The sequence below is a fragment of the Clostridium bornimense genome (assembly GCF_018917145.1).
Classification (GTDB): Bacteria; Bacillota; Clostridia; order Clostridiales; family Clostridiaceae; genus Clostridium_AN; species Clostridium_AN bornimense_A.
Window position 1 is genome coordinate 1 of sequence record NZ_JAHLOD010000022.1, and the last position, 17,648, is coordinate 17,648.

15 protein-coding genes are annotated in these 17,648 nt (G+C 28.9%); all 15 read left to right on the forward strand.

Annotation, left to right across the window (positions count from 1 at the left end; translation table 11 throughout):
- A partial coding sequence (locus KQI30_RS17555; protein ID WP_367397842.1) for an IS3 family transposase occupies window positions 1-79 on the forward strand: 79 nt, incomplete at its 5' end.
- A 580-nt stretch (window positions 80-659) separates the two neighbouring features.
- A complete protein-coding gene (ftsE, locus tag KQI30_RS09290) occupies window positions 660-1,343 on the forward strand; it encodes a cell division ATP-binding protein FtsE (RefSeq protein ID WP_216463025.1) in 684 nt (227 codons plus the stop codon).
- Complete coding sequence (gene ftsX / locus KQI30_RS09295) at window positions 1,333-2,268, forward strand: permease-like cell division protein FtsX (RefSeq protein WP_216463026.1); 936 nt, start codon at window positions 1,333-1,335, stop codon at window positions 2,266-2,268. Before ftsE ends, ftsX begins: the two co-directional genes overlap by 11 nt.
- A 243-nt stretch (window positions 2,269-2,511) precedes the next feature.
- Window positions 2,512-3,726 carry a S41 family peptidase gene (locus tag KQI30_RS09300; RefSeq protein ID WP_216463027.1) on the forward strand — a complete coding sequence of 405 codons (1,215 nt, stop codon included), beginning with the start codon at window positions 2,512-2,514 and terminating at the stop codon, window positions 3,724-3,726.
- 90 nt (window positions 3,727-3,816) lie between these two features.
- A complete protein-coding gene (locus tag KQI30_RS09305) occupies window positions 3,817-5,073 on the forward strand; it encodes a PDZ domain-containing protein (RefSeq protein WP_367397843.1) in 1,257 nt (418 codons plus the stop codon).
- Between the two features lie 8 nt (window positions 5,074-5,081).
- On the forward strand, window positions 5,082-6,503 hold the full coding sequence (cls, locus tag KQI30_RS09310) for a cardiolipin synthase (protein WP_216463029.1): 1,422 nt from the start codon (window positions 5,082-5,084) through the stop codon (window positions 6,501-6,503).
- A 202-nt stretch (window positions 6,504-6,705) separates the two neighbouring features.
- Window positions 6,706-7,287 carry a nucleotide exchange factor GrpE gene (grpE, locus tag KQI30_RS09315; protein ID WP_216463030.1) on the forward strand — a complete coding sequence of 194 codons (582 nt, stop codon included), beginning with the start codon at window positions 6,706-6,708 and terminating at the stop codon, window positions 7,285-7,287.
- A 1-nt stretch (window position 7,288) separates the two neighbouring features.
- Window positions 7,289-8,944, forward strand: coding sequence for an Hsp70 family protein (locus KQI30_RS09320; protein WP_216463031.1), 1,656 nt, complete (start codon window positions 7,289-7,291; stop codon window positions 8,942-8,944).
- A 23-nt stretch (window positions 8,945-8,967) separates the two neighbouring features.
- Window positions 8,968-11,010, forward strand: coding sequence for an Hsp70 family protein (locus tag KQI30_RS09325; RefSeq protein ID WP_216463032.1), 2,043 nt, complete (start codon window positions 8,968-8,970; stop codon window positions 11,008-11,010).
- Between the two features lie 56 nt (window positions 11,011-11,066).
- Window positions 11,067-11,885: a shikimate dehydrogenase gene (gene aroE / locus KQI30_RS09330; protein ID WP_216463033.1), complete on the forward strand. Its 819-nt coding sequence runs from the start codon at window positions 11,067-11,069 to the stop codon at window positions 11,883-11,885.
- Window positions 11,886-11,911: 26 nt separating this feature from the next.
- Window positions 11,912-13,234: a hypothetical protein gene (locus KQI30_RS09335; protein WP_216463034.1), complete on the forward strand. Its 1,323-nt coding sequence runs from the start codon at window positions 11,912-11,914 to the stop codon at window positions 13,232-13,234.
- A gap of 87 nt (window positions 13,235-13,321) precedes the next feature.
- Complete coding sequence (locus KQI30_RS09340; protein ID WP_216463035.1) at window positions 13,322-14,191, forward strand: methionyl aminopeptidase; 870 nt, start codon at window positions 13,322-13,324, stop codon at window positions 14,189-14,191.
- 153 nt (window positions 14,192-14,344) lie between these two features.
- Window positions 14,345-15,028: a response regulator transcription factor gene (locus KQI30_RS09345; protein ID WP_216463036.1), complete on the forward strand. Its 684-nt coding sequence runs from the start codon at window positions 14,345-14,347 to the stop codon at window positions 15,026-15,028.
- A gap of 6 nt (window positions 15,029-15,034) precedes the next feature.
- A complete protein-coding gene (locus tag KQI30_RS09350; protein ID WP_216463037.1) occupies window positions 15,035-16,492 on the forward strand; it encodes a HAMP domain-containing sensor histidine kinase in 1,458 nt (485 codons plus the stop codon).
- 47 nt (window positions 16,493-16,539) lie between these two features.
- Window positions 16,540-17,646: a tetratricopeptide repeat protein gene (locus KQI30_RS09355; RefSeq protein ID WP_216463038.1), complete on the forward strand. Its 1,107-nt coding sequence runs from the start codon at window positions 16,540-16,542 to the stop codon at window positions 17,644-17,646.
- The last annotated feature ends 2 nt before the right edge of the window (window positions 17,647-17,648 follow it).

Below are 17,648 nucleotides of genomic sequence, written 5' to 3' on the forward strand. Positions count from 1 at the left end.
TAATTATAGATATCAATGGAATCTAAAAAAGATGACTCCTATACAGTATAGAAATCATCTTCTTAAAAATATTGCTTAACCCCTTTTTTTGTATTGTCCTTGACAAAGGGTCCACTTTAGTATCATATAAGTTAGTGGTACCTTCTTTTTATTATGGAACAAGGTAGGGCACAAGTTAGATGGCACAAGGCACAAGTAAGGTTAATTTTCCCTGAGAGGGAAAATATTATAGTCTGCCGACGGCCAGTTACAATTGTATTAATAGATGTCTTTAGTGCGTATATAAAACTATTATACTTAAGTGTTGTTTTTTGATAATTTATATAAGAAGCTTGTACTGTCAAGCTATATGAAGGTGCAACCTTCATTAGCCCCCCGTAATGGTTTTATATCAAATATAAGTACCTTAAAAAACTAACTTACTCTATACACAGAATTATTGTACTTAAAATCTCAGAAATTCCTCAAAAGGAATTTCATCCATACCTGTGCCTTGTGCCCTCACACCTGTGCCATGTACATTTCCATTTATATAAAAAGCAAATAGAATAATATAACATATATAGCAAGTTGTGTACTTCATATTTTCTACATAAGAATATATAATAATAAAGAGAAAATGCTAAAATGAGAATAATCTCGAATAAGGGGTAATAGGAATGATAAACTTTAAAAATGTATCTAAGATATATGATGATAATGTAACAGCACTTTCCAATGTAAATATTAGAGTAAGAAAAGGTGAATTCGTATTCTTAGTAGGACCATCAGGTGCTGGAAAATCTACTTTTATAAAACTTATGACAAAAGAGATTAATCCTACATCAGGAACTATTATTATGAATGGAAATGATGTAACAGAGCTTACTAGAAAGGAAATTGCATATCATAGAAGAAAGATAGGAATGGTATTCCAAGATTTCAGACTTATACAAAATTTAAATGTATATGAGAATGTTGCATTTGCTATGAGAGTAGTACAAGCTTCTTCTAAAGAAATTAAAAAGAGAGTACCTGTAGTATTAGGACTAGTAGGATTAAATAAAAAATATAAAAATTATCCTTCAGAGTTATCAGGAGGAGAACAACAAAGAGTAGCTATAGCTAGAGCTATAGTTAATAATCCAACATTACTAATAGCCGATGAACCGACAGGAAATTTAGACCCAGAAACAGCTATAGAAATTATGGATCTTTTAATAGATATTAATAAAGCGGGGACAACAGTAATGATGGCAACTCATGCTAAAGAGATAGTTGACTCAATGCAAAGAAGAGTTGTAGCAATAGAACATGGTCAAATTGTCAGAGATGAATTGGAGGGAAGATACAGTGAGGAGTAATTTAAATAGTGTTGGTATGTTTTTTGAAGATGCTTTTAAGAGTTTAAAAAGAAATAGAACTTTAACAATAGCATCAGTACTTACTGTAGCCTTAACGATGTTCGTATTAGGGGTGTTTTTACTTACAACAATAGTTATAAATAAGAATGTTAATTCACTTCAAGATAGACTTGAGCTTAAGGTATTCTTATATGTACCGGATACGGAAGAAGCAAAAAAAGCTATATCAGATAATGTTGATGAAATAAAAGCTCAGATGGAGAAAGATAAAAAAGAAATAGAATCAATATTATCAAAATCTAATAATGTAAAAGAATTTAATTTTGTAAGCAGCGAAGATGCTTTAAAAAGTACAAAAGAAATATATGGAGATATGCTAGACGGTTTTGAGGCGGATTTCTTACCTGAATCTTATAGCATAAAATTTAGTAAGGTAGAAGATATAGAAAAGATAAAGAAACAATTAAATGGTATTAAATCTATAGAATCTATTAAAGATGGGAAAGATACAGCAAAGAAATTTAAGAGTATGACTAATACTATTAAAGTTATAGCAGCAGGATTATTCATTGTATTATTTGCAGTATCATTATTCCTTATTTCAAATACAATAAGACTTACTGTATATTCAAGAAGAAAAGAAATTGGAATAATGAAAAATATCGGTGCTACAGACTGGTTTATTAGATGGCCATTTGTAATAGAAGGTATGATATTAGGTTTCTTTGGAACGTTAATATCTATGGTAAGTTTATATGGTGCTTATTTTATGATATGGAACAATGTTGGAAATAACTTCGCTGGTATTTTATTAGAAAAGCCAAATATAATAATAAGTCCAATGGCTCCAGCATTTATTTTTGGTGGTATTGTATTAGGTTTTATAGGAAGTATTATTTCAATAAGAAGATTCTTATCAGTATAAATATAAATTTACGTTTTATAAAGCAATGTAAAGTAGAGTTATAGAGGTGTCACATTGGCAAATTAAAATTTGTTAATGTGACACCTATTTTTATTTTAACACTTTAGAAAAGTTACAATTTTAAGTTAACAATTATAGTGAAAATTCCTGATGTAGATGAATTTTATTATACAACTTTAATATGATATAATATTAAATTATATAGATATAATTGGAAGAGTAAATCGTTAAGGACGTGAATTAATGGGTAAGAAGAAGAAAATTATAATATTATCAATGGTATTGCTATTAACAAATGGAACAACTTTTGTAGGAGCTACATTTTTATCGAAATATATATCATTGAAAAAAAAGGATACAGTAGTTTTAAGTAAAAGTGATTATAAGGAACTAGAGGAATTTAGTAACTTGTTTTTAGCAAAAGAAATAGTTGAAAAGAAATATATTGGAGATGTAAAAGAAGAAGATTTAACAAGTGGTGCAGTTAAAGGTCTTATGGAATCTTTAGACGACCCTTATAGTACATATTTTACAAAAGAAGAATATAAGGAATTTTATACCTTGAGTGGTAAGTATTACGGAATAGGAATACAAATAAATGCTAACAATGAGGGAAAAATAAGAATAATCAACATTTATGATAAATCGCCAGCAAAATTTGCAGGATTACAAAAAGAAGACCTTATAATAAAGGTAAATGATGAAGATGTTGATTGGTCTAGTTCTTCTAAAGCTATTTCTATGATGAAAGGTGAAAAAGGTAAAAAAGTCAAACTAACTATACAAAGGGGAGATTCTATATTTGAGGTGAATTTAACTACTGATGACGTAGAAAAAAATCCTGTTTCATATGAGTTAGTTGATAATGAAATAGGATATATATCATTAGAAGAATTCGATGGAAATAGTAATAAATATTTTAGCAATGCAGTAGAGGAATTAAAAAATAAAGGGGCAAAAGGTTTTATTGTAGACCTTAGAGGAAATCCTGGTGGATATTTAGATCAAGTTGTTGGTATAGCATCACAATTTACAGAGAAAGGAAAGCTGTTAGTATATACTGTTGATAAAGATAAGAAAAAAGAAGAATATAAATCTACAGGTGGAAATCTTATAGGTGTACCAATGGTGCTTTTAGTAGATGGTAATAGTGCATCAGCGTCAGAGGTGTTTACTGGAGTAGTTAAAGATTATAAATTAGGAACTATAGTCGGAACAAAAACTTATGGTAAGGGTGTATGTCAAAATACATATCCTATAAAAGACGGTGAAGAAGGTGCGATAAAAGTTACTACAGCACAATATTATACACCAGCTGGGAACAATATTCATAAAGTTGGAATAGAACCAGATGTTACAGTGGAATATCCAAAAGAATTATTAAATGAAGATTATGATAAAAGTAAGGATCCACAATTTAATAAAGCTATAGAAGAAATAAAGAATAAACTAAAATAGCATTATAAAATTATTTATAATTTTAACTAAATGAATATTTAGAGGAGATTGAAGTTCAATTGGTTTAACTGAGAGGAGTAATAGGATTTGATGAACTATATAATGGATTCGGTGAGAAGTGTTTCGTATGCAATAGCATCGCCAAAATATATAGTATTTATTCTAATATTCGCCTATATGATTTATAGGAAGAATCTTAAGAATGTAAGAGTACAAAGGATGTTATTTGGAAGAACTGTAAATATGCTTCCGATTTTAGTAATATCGCAATTATTCTTTGGAATAATTGCAGGTGTAATTGCGTCAGTGCTTTTGTATATATTGAAAGTTAATTTTTATCAAGAAAGTTATATAGAAATTATATTTTTAATATCTCTGATACTGATGATATTAAAACCGAAATATGTATGTTTTGCATATTCGGGAGCTATTTTAGGCGGTGTATCAATAGTTTATAATCTTATGATTAAGGAAAATCTTATAGATAAGGGAAATGATTTATTCTATATCCCTATAGGAAATTTATTGATATTAGTAGGTGTAATACATCTTATTGAAGGTTTATTGGTAGCAATAGATGGTAGTAGAGGATCTATTCCTGTTTTTACAAGAATTGATGGAGAAATTAGAGGAGGATTTGCATTTAATAGAGTATGGATATTGCCAATGTCTATAGTATTATTTCAATCAGTAGAAAATCCATTTTCATCAATAGCTATATCACATATACCAGCATGGATTTTAGCTACAGGAGCCATGGCAGGATTTGAAATTTTTTATGGAGCAGTAGGATATAAGGCAGTTACTTTTACAAAAAGTAAGATATCTAAAGTATTAATTTCAGGATCATTAATATCTAGTTATGGAGTGATTATGATTCTTCTTGGAGTTTTCAGCAGAGGAAACTTAATTATGGAAACATGCTTTTTAGTATTAATGCCTTTGTTGCATGAAGGTATGTTATATTTAGATAAAGAGATAGAAGAAAGAGGAGAGGCAAAGTTTGTATCTAATGATGAGGGAATAAAAGTTTTAGAAGTTGGAGTAGATTCTTTAGCTTATGAAATGGGTATTAAAAGTGGTGATACTTTAATAGAAATTAATGATAAGCGTATACAATCTATTGAGGATATAACAGAGAGCCTGAATTCTATAAGTAACTTTACAGAAGTTACAGTTAAAGCTGTAAAAGGAGAACTAAAGAAGATATCTTGTTCAAGAGAAAATAATAAAAAGCCAATAGGATTAGTATTGGTACCGAAAGATATTAGAAGAGAAAAAGTTGTTCCTTTAGATGGGGATAAGTTTAAAAATATATTAGAAAGGGCAAAGAAGAAATATAAATAGGTGATTTGATGATCTGGAAGTTATTTGTTATATCTACTGCTATTATAGCTATGTATATGGCTATAATGGATAATAAAGCGCCAGAAACCACTATAGCATGGTTGTTGATTTTTGTTATTTATCCACCAGTAGGAGTTATATTATATTTGTTTTTGGGAATAAACTGGAAGAGGAAAACATTAAATAGTGGAAATACAAAAGAAATAAAAGAATTAATTAATTCATATATAGCGGCATCAGAAAATAAAGAATATAAGAACTTAGTAGAATTATTAGCTGCAAATTCTGATTCTCCTATATTCGTAAATAATGAAGTAGAGATTTTCGGAAATGGAGAAGAGAAATTTAGAGCATTAAAGAGAGAATTAGAGAAAGCTAAACATCATATTCATTTAGAATACTATATTGTTAATGATGATGATATAGGTAAAGAGATAAAAGATATCCTTATAAGAAAATCTAATGAAGGAGTAAAAGTTAGATTTATTATTGATAAGATGGGGTCTATAAGATTAAGTAGATCTTATATAAGAGAATTACGAGCAAATGGCGTAATTGTTGAAATATATTCATATTTTTTAGCTCCTTTATTTAGATGTATAAACACACAAATAAATTATAGAAATCATAGAAAAATAGTTGTTATAGATGGAAAGGTAGCTTTTACTGGAGGTATGAATATTGGAGATGAATACCTAGGTAAAGGGAAATTAGGATATTGGAGAGATACCCATATAATGATAAAAGGAGATGGGGTTTTAGGGCTTCAAGGAATATTTTTAGAAGACTTTTTAACTATAGAGAAGGCATCTAATTCATATAGTTTTTTTGGAGAGGATTTTGTTAAGTATTTTCCGGCAACTATAGGTAATGAGGGAAATAAGGTAATGCAGTTAGTAAAGAGTGGACCAGAATCACAATTTCCATCAATAATGCAGGGTATAATTAAGATGATTTTTATGGCTAAAGAAAGTATATCTATAGTCTCACCATATTTTGTACCTACAGAGAGTGTGATGGAAGCAATAAAAATAGCTGCCCTTGGAGGTGTAAAAGTCAAAATAGTTTTTCCTAAGAAGTGGGATCATGCTGTAGTATATTTTGCATCAAAGACTTATTTGCAAGAACTTATTGAATGTGGTGTTGAAGTATATTCATATAGAGATAATGCATTTATTCATAGTAAGATAATCACTATAGATTCAAAAATATGTTCTGTTGGAACAGCTAATATGGATCGTAGAAGTTATGAATTAAATTATGAAGTTAACTGTGTATTTTATGATGAAGAAATTACAAGAAAGTTAGAAGATATAATAAATGAAGATATAAGTGTTAGTAAACTTATTGCATATGAAGACTGTAAAGAAGAACCTTTCTACATTAAAGTTTGTGGTAAAGTGTGTAGAATTGTATCATCACTATTATAAATAGAATTTAATAAAGTAATATTGAAGAGGCTATTGCATAACAAGTGAAAATTTGTAGGCAATGGCCTTTTTTTAGTACACAGTGCACTGTTAAACGCGAGTTTATTGTAATTTTTAAATTGTGAATTAATAAACAAGTAATATATTTCATTATTTAATCATATTTAATATATAAGGATAACTTTATAAGAGGAGGATAGATGTGGAGGATTCAATAAGAATAAAAGATGTCAATGATATTAAAGAAGAGTTGCCTAAAGAAGATATTAATGAAAATTCTATAGATAATTGTAAGGTGTTAGAGGAAATCATTAAACTTAGAGAAGAGTTTAATGAGAAACTCAAATATGATAAACATAAAGAAGAAATGATAGATGACTTACATAATCAATTACAGCAGTACAAAGATAATTTAGTACTGAAATCTTATAAGCCTCTAGTTTTAGATATTATATCTTTAATTGATAGCAATAATAAAAAAGTTGATATTTTAAAAAATCAATCTATAAATAAATTGAATTCTTTAAAATTGTTGAAAAACATTGAGGATTTTTCAGAAGATTTACAGGACATGTTAATAAGACAGGGAGTAGAGATGTTTAGGTCAGAAGGCAAGGTGTTTGATGGATTAATACATTCACCAGCTACCACTATTGAAACTGATGATATTAGCAGAGATAAGATGATAGCAAATACATTGAAACCTGGATATATTTTAGATGATAAAGTTATTAAAAAAGAAGTTGTAGAAGTTTATAGCTACAAAGAAGTTAAGGGGGATTAGTATGGAAAAGATATTTGGTATTGATTTGGGGACTACTTATTCTTGTATATCTTATGTGGATGAGTTTGGAAAGGCAGTAGTGTTACCGAATAATGAAAATGAAAGGACAACACCTTCAGTGGTTTTCTTTGACGAAGATAATGTTATAGTTGGATCTGTGGCAAAGGAAAGTGCAAGACTTTATCCAGAACAAGTAGTTTCTTTTATAAAGAGGGAAATGGGAAATGGCGAATATTCATTTGCTTATAATAATAATACATATAAACCAGAAGAGATATCTGCTTTAATTTTAAAAAAATTAGTTAAAGACGGGGAAGAGCATTTAGGTGAAGAAATAAAGGATGTTGTTATAACTTGTCCTGCATATTTTGGAATAAATGAAAGAGAAGCCACTAAGGTAGCCGGTGAGATTGCTGGTTTAAATGTAAGACAAGTACTTAATGAACCAACATCAGCAGCTGTTGCTTATGGTATGGGAACAGATGAAGAAAAGACAGTTTTAGTATATGACTTAGGAGGAGGAACTTTTGATGTATCTATGATAGATATAAAAAGAGAAGAAATAAAAGTTATTTGTACTGGTGGAGATCATAATCTAGGGGGTAAAGATTTTGATGATAGAATAATTTATTATCTTCAACAACAATTTACAGAACAAACAGGAATAAGTGATGATATTTTAGGGGATTTAGAAACATCACAAGAACTTCAAAACTCAGCAGAGAGAGCAAAGAAAATTTTATCATCAAGAGAATTGGTACCAGTAGCTGTAAATTATAATGGAGAAAGAGCAAAAGTTACATTAACAAGAGATAAGTTTGAAGAGTTAACATCAGATCTAGTACAAAGAACTGTGGCGTTAACTAAAGAGATGTTAAAAGAAGCTAAAGAAAAAGGATATAACTCTTTTGATGAAATTTTATTAGTGGGTGGATCTACTCGTATGCCAATGGTAAGAGATGCTATTGCTGATGAATTTGGAATAGAGCCAAGATTATTTGATCCAGATGAGGTAGTGGCAAAAGGAGCTGCGTTATATGGATATAAGTTATCTGTTAATGATGAGATGGTTAAGAGAATATCAAATAGTACAGGAACTAATGTTGAAGAAGTAAGAGAAGCTGTAGAGGAAAAAACTATTAATAAAGATGTTGTGGAAGAAACATTGAAAGAATTAGCTAGCGATACAGGATTTAGATTATCAGCAGTTAGAGCTACTAATGTAAAGATTACAAATGTTGTATCAAAATCTTTTGGTGTTGTTGCTATAGATAGTAGAGAAAAAGAAATAGTTTCTAATTTGATATTAAAAAATACTAATGTTCCATGTGAAGTTACTAAAGTTTATGGAACAAACGAAGAAAATCAAGAAACTGCATTAATAAGAATAATGGAAAATGAGGTTAATGAAGATGTTATTGATTTAGACTTATCAAGGGAAATAGGAACAGCAGAACTTAAGTTGCCAGCTGGTCTTTCATATAATTCACCTATTATGATTACTTTTAAGTTAAATGAAGATGGACGACTTGAAATAAAGGCTTGGGAAGGACAAGGAGAAAATACTATAAATTCTGTTTTTGAAACTAAATCTGTAATTTCAGGAGAGGAGCTTATAGAAGCGAAAGAAAGAAGTAAGAATATAAGAGTATCTTAAAATTATAATGAGGGGGAATATAGATGGAATATACTTTAGGAATTGATATTGGTACATCTTTTTCGTCCATGGCAGTGGTGGAAAAGGGGTTGCCAAGAATTTTAAGAAACAGTGAAGGAAAGAGGTCAACCCCCTCTGTTATTTATTTTGATAAAGATAGAATAATAGTTGGGGATGAGGCATTAGAATTATGGATTTTAGGAGAAGACAAAATTTCTTCTTATTTCAAAAGGAATATAGGTAACGATTATTTCAAATTAACACAAAATGGAAGAAATTACACTGCTGAAGACTTGACTTACAATATAATCAAAAAGCTTAAGAGAGATGGAGAAGATGAATTAGGTACAGTTGTACATAAAGCAGTAATTACAGTGCCGGCATATTTTAATAATCATCAAAGAGAGGCTACATTAAATAGTGGAATACGAGCAGGATTTCAAGATGTAAAAATATTAAATGAGCCTACAGCAGCAGCTATTGCCTATGGTATGAAAAACATATCAGGAAATAAAACAGTTGTTGTTTATGATTTGGGTGGAGGAACTTTTGATGTAACATTAGTAAAAATAGATTCTAAGAATATTCAAGTAATAACTTCAGAAGGAGATCATGAACTTGGTGGTAAAGAGTGGGATGATAGGTTAGCACTTTACCTTGTACATAAATTTAATGAAGATTACGGTATATGGCTATTAGATAATATGGACACATATAAAAATCTATTAATAAAATGTGAAAAATATAAAAAGGAATTGTCCCTTAGAGATAAAATAGTTGTCAATTTAAATTATTTTGGTCATCGAGGAAGGTATGAGATTACTAGTGAGATATTTAAAGAAATATCGAAGGACTTGTTAGAAAGGACTATAACTTTGACTAAGAAGATAATTTCAGAGAGTAACTATAATACAGGAGATATTGATGGAATACTTTTAGTTGGAGGGTCTTGTAAGATGCCTATGATTAAAGAGGCTATAAGAAACCATTTTAAGAAAGAGCCACTTACAGGAGTTAATTTAGAAGAAGCTGTTGCTACCGGAGCAGCAATATATGGTGATTTAATAAATAATAAAGATAGATTAACTTTACCTAAGAGTAAAAAGGTTGTTGATGTCATTACACATTCATTGGGTATGATAGCAAGAGGTGAAGATAATAATGAATATAAAAATTCTATAATAATACGTAAAAATACAAAGATTCCGGCTGTGGAGAAGAGAATGTATGCTATAGAAACATATGAAGATAGAGAAAATTATATGGAAGTATATATGATGCAAGGAGAAAGTATAAATCCAGAGTTTTGTACTGTTCTTGGAAAATATAGTTTTCATGGTATAGAAGCTATGGGTAGTGGTAATGCACTTATAGAAATAACTTATAGTTATGATGAAAATAGTATTGTTTCTGTATCAGCGAAACAAATAGAAAATGATAAGGAACTACAATTGAAAATAGAGCGTGTAGAAGAAGATTTACAATTTTTAAATAATCCTATATTAGAAGAAAATAAAACTATTATGCTTGCTATGGATTTATCGGGCAGTATGTGTGGAGAACCACTAGAAATGGCAGAAAAGGCTGCAATTAAATTTATAGAAGATAGTAATCTTAGTAATACAGAGATAGGAATTGTAGCTTTTGGGGATAAGGTAAAGAGTATTCAATCTTTTGTTAAAGATAAAGAATTATTAATGAGGGCAGTAAAAAAGTTAGAGAAGGTAGATGTAGGTGTAGGTACATCTAATCAGCCATTAAGTTATGCTCTTAAGGAGTTTAGTGGTATAAATACGCTAAAATATTTGGTAGTGTTGACAGATGGACAGTGGTATGGGTTTAATAATAGAAATTCTCTTAAGTTAGCTGAGCAATGTCATGATGAAAATATAGAAATTATAGCATTAGGATTTGGTGAAGCGGAAGAAAGTTTTTTAAAGGCAATAGCATCTTGTGATGAGAATGCTTTATACACTTCACTAAATAATCTAAGTGGATGTTTTTCTAGAATAGCAAAGGAGATTTCTAAAGCTCAAAAAGGAAAAAGTATAAAAATATTCAAATAATTATCGAATCTGTGGTATAAATATACATAAGAGAAAGTATAGGGGGCAGAGTGACAATGAAAGAAAAAAATTTATTTGGATTAATAGGAAAGAAGTTAGGACATAGTTTATCACCAGAAATTCATGAGAAAATTTTTGAAGGATTAAATATAAAGGGCAATTATTCTTTGTATGAACTAGATGAAGATTCTGTTATTAAAGGTATAGAAAGTTTCAAGCTTTTAGGATATAAAGGTGTTAATGTTACGATTCCATATAAGGAGGAAGTTATCAAAGCTTTAGATTATATATCAGAAGATGCTAAAAATATTGGAGCAGTGAATACAATAGCATTCAAAAATGGTAGAGTAGAAGGCTATAATACAGATTACTATGGATTTGGAATGTTACTAGAAGAAAATAATATTGTGGTTAAAGATAAAAAGATTGTAGTACTAGGAAATGGAGGAGCATCTAAAGCAGTAATTCAATATTTAAAGGACGAGAAGGCAAAGGATATATATTTAGTATCTAGAAGATGTAAAGAAAGTGAAGAAATTAATGGAGTACATATTATAAATTACGAGATGTTAGAAAATTTAGATGGAGGAGATGTGATAGTAAATTGCACTCCAGTAGGTATGTATCCTAATGTTAAAGGTACACCAGTAAAAGAAAGCATTATAAAAGGGTTCAATGCTGCTGTAGATTTGATATATAATCCTATGGAAACAGAATTTTTAGCTTTAGGTAGAAAAAATGGGCTTAATACAGCTAATGGATTATTAATGCTTGTTGATCAAGCTGTAAAGGCTGAGGAAATATGGAATGATGTGTCTATTAATAAAGATACAATAATTAAAGTATATAAGTTTTTGATTAATAATTTTAAATAAAACTTTAAGGGAGTAAGGTGAGGGCAGTGAAGAATATAAATTACTATATTTTATTAGGATTAGATATTGACCCACCAGAGATGAGAGAGGATAAAATTAGAGAAGCCATAAATAGAAAAAGAGTGCAATGGTCTTCTTTAGTAAATCATCCGACTAAAAAAATAGAAGCAAAGCTTAACTTAGAATTAATTCCTAGCATGGAAAAGACTCTTTTAGGATCTAGAAGTGATAGAGAGAAGCAACTTAAAGAAGCAAAAAAAATATTGGAAAAGCAAAAAGAAAAAGAAAAAAATGAATTTGCAGAATTATTTAATATTATTTCAAAAAAACAGTATATAACTAATGAAGAGTATTTATCGATGATAAATAAGTTTCCGATAATTAAAAAGGACATAGAAGATAAGTGTAAAAATCTTGTGAAAGAGATGTTACTTGATGTAAGGGAGACAGATACTATTCTTAATAGACGAATTGAAGAAAATTTAAGGATATTATGTATGGATAATTTGTATGATTTTTTAGAAGTATCAGAAAATGCTTCTCTTGCAGAAATTAAAAAGGCATCGAAAAGAATATATGATGAAATAAGGGTTAGCTCAAAAAAAGATGCTGTCTTAACTGTAAGAGGAGAGCTGCAAGGATTTTGCGATGTTGTGTTTAAAAATATAGAAAGTAAATTAGAATATGATAGACACTTAAGAGATAGAAAACTTAAAAATATAGATGATTATTTAACGGTATTAGGCTCTAAAAAGTTCATTTTAAAAGAAGAATTTGATGATATAGTAGGTCTAATGAGAAAAATGGATTATGAGATAGAAGAGGCTAAAGAATATGTATTACTTTATGCTATAAGAAATAAGATATCTATAGTTGATAGTGAAGATATGATGATTGATATTAGAACACCTAAAAAAGAGATAATAAAGGAAAAACCTATTATTGAAAGTAAAAATTCTAGTAAATATAAGATTGATGAAGTAGAAATTTTAGATACGTTATCTGGAGAAGGAAAGATAGAAATAGATTTTAAAAAACCTAATGGAGCGAAAACTATAGAGGTATGGAGAAAAGAAGGTGCAATGCCTAAAAGTAGGGGTGATGGTGTGAAAGTAGATTATATTGAAGATGAAAAGATAGTAGATAAGGAATTAGATGAAAATAAAACTTATGGATACATATTATTTTCTATATTCGAAAGAAATGGAAGATTACAATATTCAGATGGAGTTACAACTTTTGCAACACCAAAATCAACAAAAGATAATAACGAGATATTTCATCCATCTATAAATGATAAGAAGAATAGTCCAGGCTTTCTAAGTTGGCTTATGGAGTTCTTTGAATAAAATGATATATATTATTGATTAAATCTTCTTAAAAGTTATAATAAAATATAGAGTTAATAATTTGTAACGAATTAAGGAGACGATAAAATGAAGATGAATAGAAATGATCATTGCTGGTGTGGAAGCGGCTTAAAGTATAAAAAGTGTCATATGAACTTTGATGAAAAATATGAAAAGTTAAAAGAAGAAGGATATGAAATGCCTTCAAGAGATATAATAAAAACTCCAGAACAAATAGAAGGAATAAGAAAAAGTGCCGAAATAACAAAAGGGGCATTAGATCTTGTAGCTGAAAAGATACATGAAGGAATGAGTACGGAAGATATAAATACTATAGTTCATAACTACACTATTGAAAAAGGTGGTATTCCAGCACCGTTAAATTATCAAGGATTCCCAAAGAGTGTTTGTACTTCAATAAATGAAGAGGTTTGTCATGGTATCCCAGATAAAGATATTATTCTTAGAAGTGGTGATATAATAAATGTTGATGTATCTACAATTTTAGATGGATATTTTTCTGATTCATCAAGAATGTTTTTGATTGGAGATGTTTCAGAAGAAGCTAGAAAGTTAGTTGAAGTAACAAAAGAATGCTTATATAAAGGAATAGAAGCAGTTAAGCCATGGGGATTTTTAGGAGATATAGGTGCTGCTATACAAGAACATGCTGAAGCAAATGGATATTCAGTTGTTAGAGACTTTGGTGGTCACGGTGTAGGACTTGAATTCCATGAAGAACCTTTTGTATATCACTTTGGAAATAAAGGTGAAGGTATGATATTAGTACCAGGTATGATGTTTACTATAGAACCGATGATAAATGCTGGTGGATACTCATTATTCGTAGATGCTGATAATGATTGGACAGCAATTACTGATGACGGAAGTTTATCAGCTCAATGGGAGCATCAAATATTAGTTACTGAAGATGGAATAGAGATAATATCAAAATAGATATTAACGTTGTAAGATTTAGTTCAATAATCTTACAACGTTTTTTTTTTTGATAAATGTCAGAAAATTATATAATTTTACAGAAAATATTTTATTTATTCAGTAAATTTTGGTATTATTGGTATGGGATAAAATAATAAGAGAGGTAAAAAAATGAAATTTAAGATATTAGTAGTAGAGGATGAAGAATCTATAAATGATATATTATCAGCAGCGTTGAGGTCAGATGGATATATTGTTAGAAGTGCATTTAATGGCGCAGAAGCAAGAAACTTATTAGATACATTTAAGCCTAATTTAGCTTTATTGGATATAAATTTACCAGATGAGAGTGGTTTTGAAATTTGCAAATATATAAACAGTAATAATTGTATTCCTGTAATAATGTTGACAGCACGAGATGATATTGTGGATAAAGTATTAGGTCTGGAATTAGGAGCCGATGATTATATTACAAAGCCATTTCATATAAAAGAAGTATTGATTAGAGTAAAAGTTGCATTGCGAAGAGTGGATAAATATAAAGATGTTATGGAAAATTCATACATAAAAATAAATGATAGCGTAAAAATAAACTTGGAAAGCAGAATTGTTTTAAAAGGTGATGAAGAAGTAAAGTTAAAACCAAAAGAATATGATTTGTTAGAGTTCTTAGTTAAGAATAAAAATAAAGTTTTTTCAAGAGAACAGTTATTGGACAAGGTATGGGGATATGATTATGATGGTGAACTTAGAACAGTAGATGTTCATGTTAGGAGATTAAGAAGTAAGTTAGATAGTAAAGGAACATTATCTATTATAGAAACTGTTTTTGGTATAGGTTATGTTATGAGGTAAATATTTATGAAAATAAAGGTTAAATTTACAATTTCATCATCAATAGTACTTATAATACTTTTAGTAGCTATTAATTTTATAACGAGAGAAGTTCTAGTATCTAATATGGAAAGTACTGTATATAGCTCGCTGAAAGAAGTTATGAGTAGTACAAGAGAGTATGTAAAGTATAGGTTAATAATAGATGAACTACAGTCAAATGAAGAAGGGTTAAAGAAAGAAGCAGAAAATATAACAAGTTATATAACCGTAAATTATAATTGTAATAGTCAAGTAAGAAATATGAATGGTGAAGTATTTGCTGATAGTGGAAATAAGGGATTTGAGGATATTATTAAAAGAGGAATTAAAAGTTCCAAGGGGAAAAAGGCTATAGTGAATATTAATTATAGAAAAGATAAAATGAATGGTGTATTAACTTATCCTATCTATATAGACAGTAGTTACTTAGGGATAGTAGTAATTAATAAAGACTATACTGATATATACAATGAATATAGAAATACAATACGATTTACTACGATTATTGAAACAATTGTATTTTTAATAGTTTTTATTATATTGTTTTTTATTATAAGAAAAATCACTAAACCAATAAGTAAATTGACAGATGTAGTAAATAAGGTTGGTGATGGAGATTATAATGTATCAGTGGAAGTAAAAAGTAATGATGAAGTAGGAATTTTATCTAAGTCTTTTATGGAAATGAAGAATAAGATACAACATCAAATAGAAGATATAAAACTACAAAAGAGTAAGGTTGAAAAGTTAGAAAAAAGTAGAGTAGAGTTTTTTAATAATGTTACTCATGAACTAAAAACTCCGCTAACAGCAATATCAGGATATGCAGAGATGCTTAAAGATGATGTTGTAGATGATGAGGAGTTTAAAAAGAGAGCGGTAGAGAGGATATATTCAGAAAGTGAAAGATTGCATAAACTGGTTTTAGATCTTATAGATGTATCTAAAGGAATTTCTTATATCGAAGAAGAGTGGGTTCCGTTAGAAATGAAAGGAATAATAGACCAAATTTGTGATGACATGAATATGAAAGCAAAGAAGTATTCGTTAAAAATAGATAAAGAATCAGAAGAAGGATATATATTGGGGCAAAATAGTAGAATTAGAGAAGTATTAATAAATATTATTGATAATGCTATAAAGTATTCACATATAAATGAAAGCATTGTGGTTAAGGGATATGTAGATGGAGATATGTATGTTACTGATGTTATAAATAAAGGAAATCCTATACCAGAAAAGATTTATAAGAATATTTTTGAACCATTTGTAAAATCAAAAGATTCTATAGAAGAAAAAGAGAAAAGTAGAGGGCTAGGATTATATATTTGTAGTGAAATCATTAGAGAACATGATGGAAGTATAAATATAGAAAATGGAGAAATAATAAGAGTTTCGATAAAAATACCTAGAGTTGTTAACAAGTTGGAAACAAGTAACTGAAACTTGGAAAAAATATAGTTATATCATTAATACGAAGGGTGGTATTTATGAGAGGTATATTTTTGAAGAGGGTAAGGAAGATAGTTACTATTTTTGTAATGCTAGTAGTTACTTTTAGTTTGTTTGGGTGTATTAAAGGTGATAAAGATACTATTTTAGCTAAAGATGTTAAAAGTAAGAGTAAATTAGAGAATCAAGAAATAAAATCTGCAATGGAAAAAGGAAATGGGTATTTAGAAGAAAAAAATTATGATAAGGCAAAGAAGTGGTATGAGAAGGCAATATGTATAAATAGGAGCAAGGCAAGCACTTATAAAAATATAGAAGATAAGTATTTAAAAAAAGATAGAAAAGATGACGCATATCGAATTGTTAGATTAGCTATAGATAATGATGTAGATGTAGAAAATATGAAAAAAGAATTAAAAAAGATAGAAGATAGTTTTGATGTTATAGTAATGAATAAAAGTATATATGTTGGTGAAGATTATAGTTTACCAAGTGAAGCATCATTAAATATTGATGGTAAAGATATTAATGGGAAAATAACTTGGAATAACGGTAGCATCAGCACTAATAAGTCTGGAAAATTTGTTTATGATGGGAAGATATCTCTTTATGGAAGAAAAGTTATCATGAACCTTGAAATTAAGGATAAGGAATTATCAAATAGCAAAGTAAAAGGTGATTTAGTTAATGAAAATAGTAGAGACGGTAAAAAATTATGTTTTATTAAAGAATTTAATGATAATGAGGGTAATGGTTATGCAATAGTAGATGAGGTTCAATACTTTAGTGTAGATATTCCAAAGGATCAAGAAGCATTAGTAGATAAATATACTGGGAACTACTTGGAGTACGATGATTGTGATGGTGATAAAGATGAGTATTGGATTAAAAATCTTTCTATATCAGAAGAAAAATATTATATAAGTGAATCATGTACGTATGTGTATATTGATAATATATTAACTCCAGATGGAACAGGTTATGAATCTAGAAATATGAATTTAAAAGAGATGAAAGATTATATAGATAGATATTATAATAGCTATAGTAAGGAAGACAATTATGGTCAATTATGGTGGGTATATGTAGAAAATAATAAGATAGTAAAATTCAATAGAACATCTTTACAAGGTTTAAGTTATTAGGT

Bases quoted from the DNA above. Each gene is read 5' to 3' on its own strand.
- ftsE (WP_216463025.1), top strand. From the start codon at position 660: ATGATAAACTTTAAAAATGTATCTAAGATATATGATGATAATGTAACA.
- KQI30_RS09300 (WP_216463027.1), top strand. From the start codon at position 2,512: ATGGGTAAGAAGAAGAAAATTATAATATTATCAATGGTATTGCTATTA.
- KQI30_RS09305 (WP_367397843.1), top strand. From the start codon at position 3,817: ATGAACTATATAATGGATTCGGTGAGAAGTGTTTCGTATGCAATAGCA.
- cls (WP_216463029.1), top strand. From the start codon at position 5,082: ATGATCTGGAAGTTATTTGTTATATCTACTGCTATTATAGCTATGTAT.
- KQI30_RS09320 (WP_216463031.1), top strand. From the start codon at position 7,289: ATGGAAAAGATATTTGGTATTGATTTGGGGACTACTTATTCTTGTATA.
- KQI30_RS09325 (WP_216463032.1), top strand. From the start codon at position 8,968: ATGGAATATACTTTAGGAATTGATATTGGTACATCTTTTTCGTCCATG.
- aroE (WP_216463033.1), top strand. From the start codon at position 11,067: ATGAAAGAAAAAAATTTATTTGGATTAATAGGAAAGAAGTTAGGACAT.
- KQI30_RS09340 (WP_216463035.1), top strand. From the start codon at position 13,322: ATGAAGATGAATAGAAATGATCATTGCTGGTGTGGAAGCGGCTTAAAG.
- KQI30_RS09345 (WP_216463036.1), top strand. From the start codon at position 14,345: ATGAAATTTAAGATATTAGTAGTAGAGGATGAAGAATCTATAAATGAT.
- KQI30_RS09350 (WP_216463037.1), top strand. From the start codon at position 15,035: ATGAAAATAAAGGTTAAATTTACAATTTCATCATCAATAGTACTTATA.
- KQI30_RS09355 (WP_216463038.1), top strand. From the start codon at position 16,540: ATGAGAGGTATATTTTTGAAGAGGGTAAGGAAGATAGTTACTATTTTT.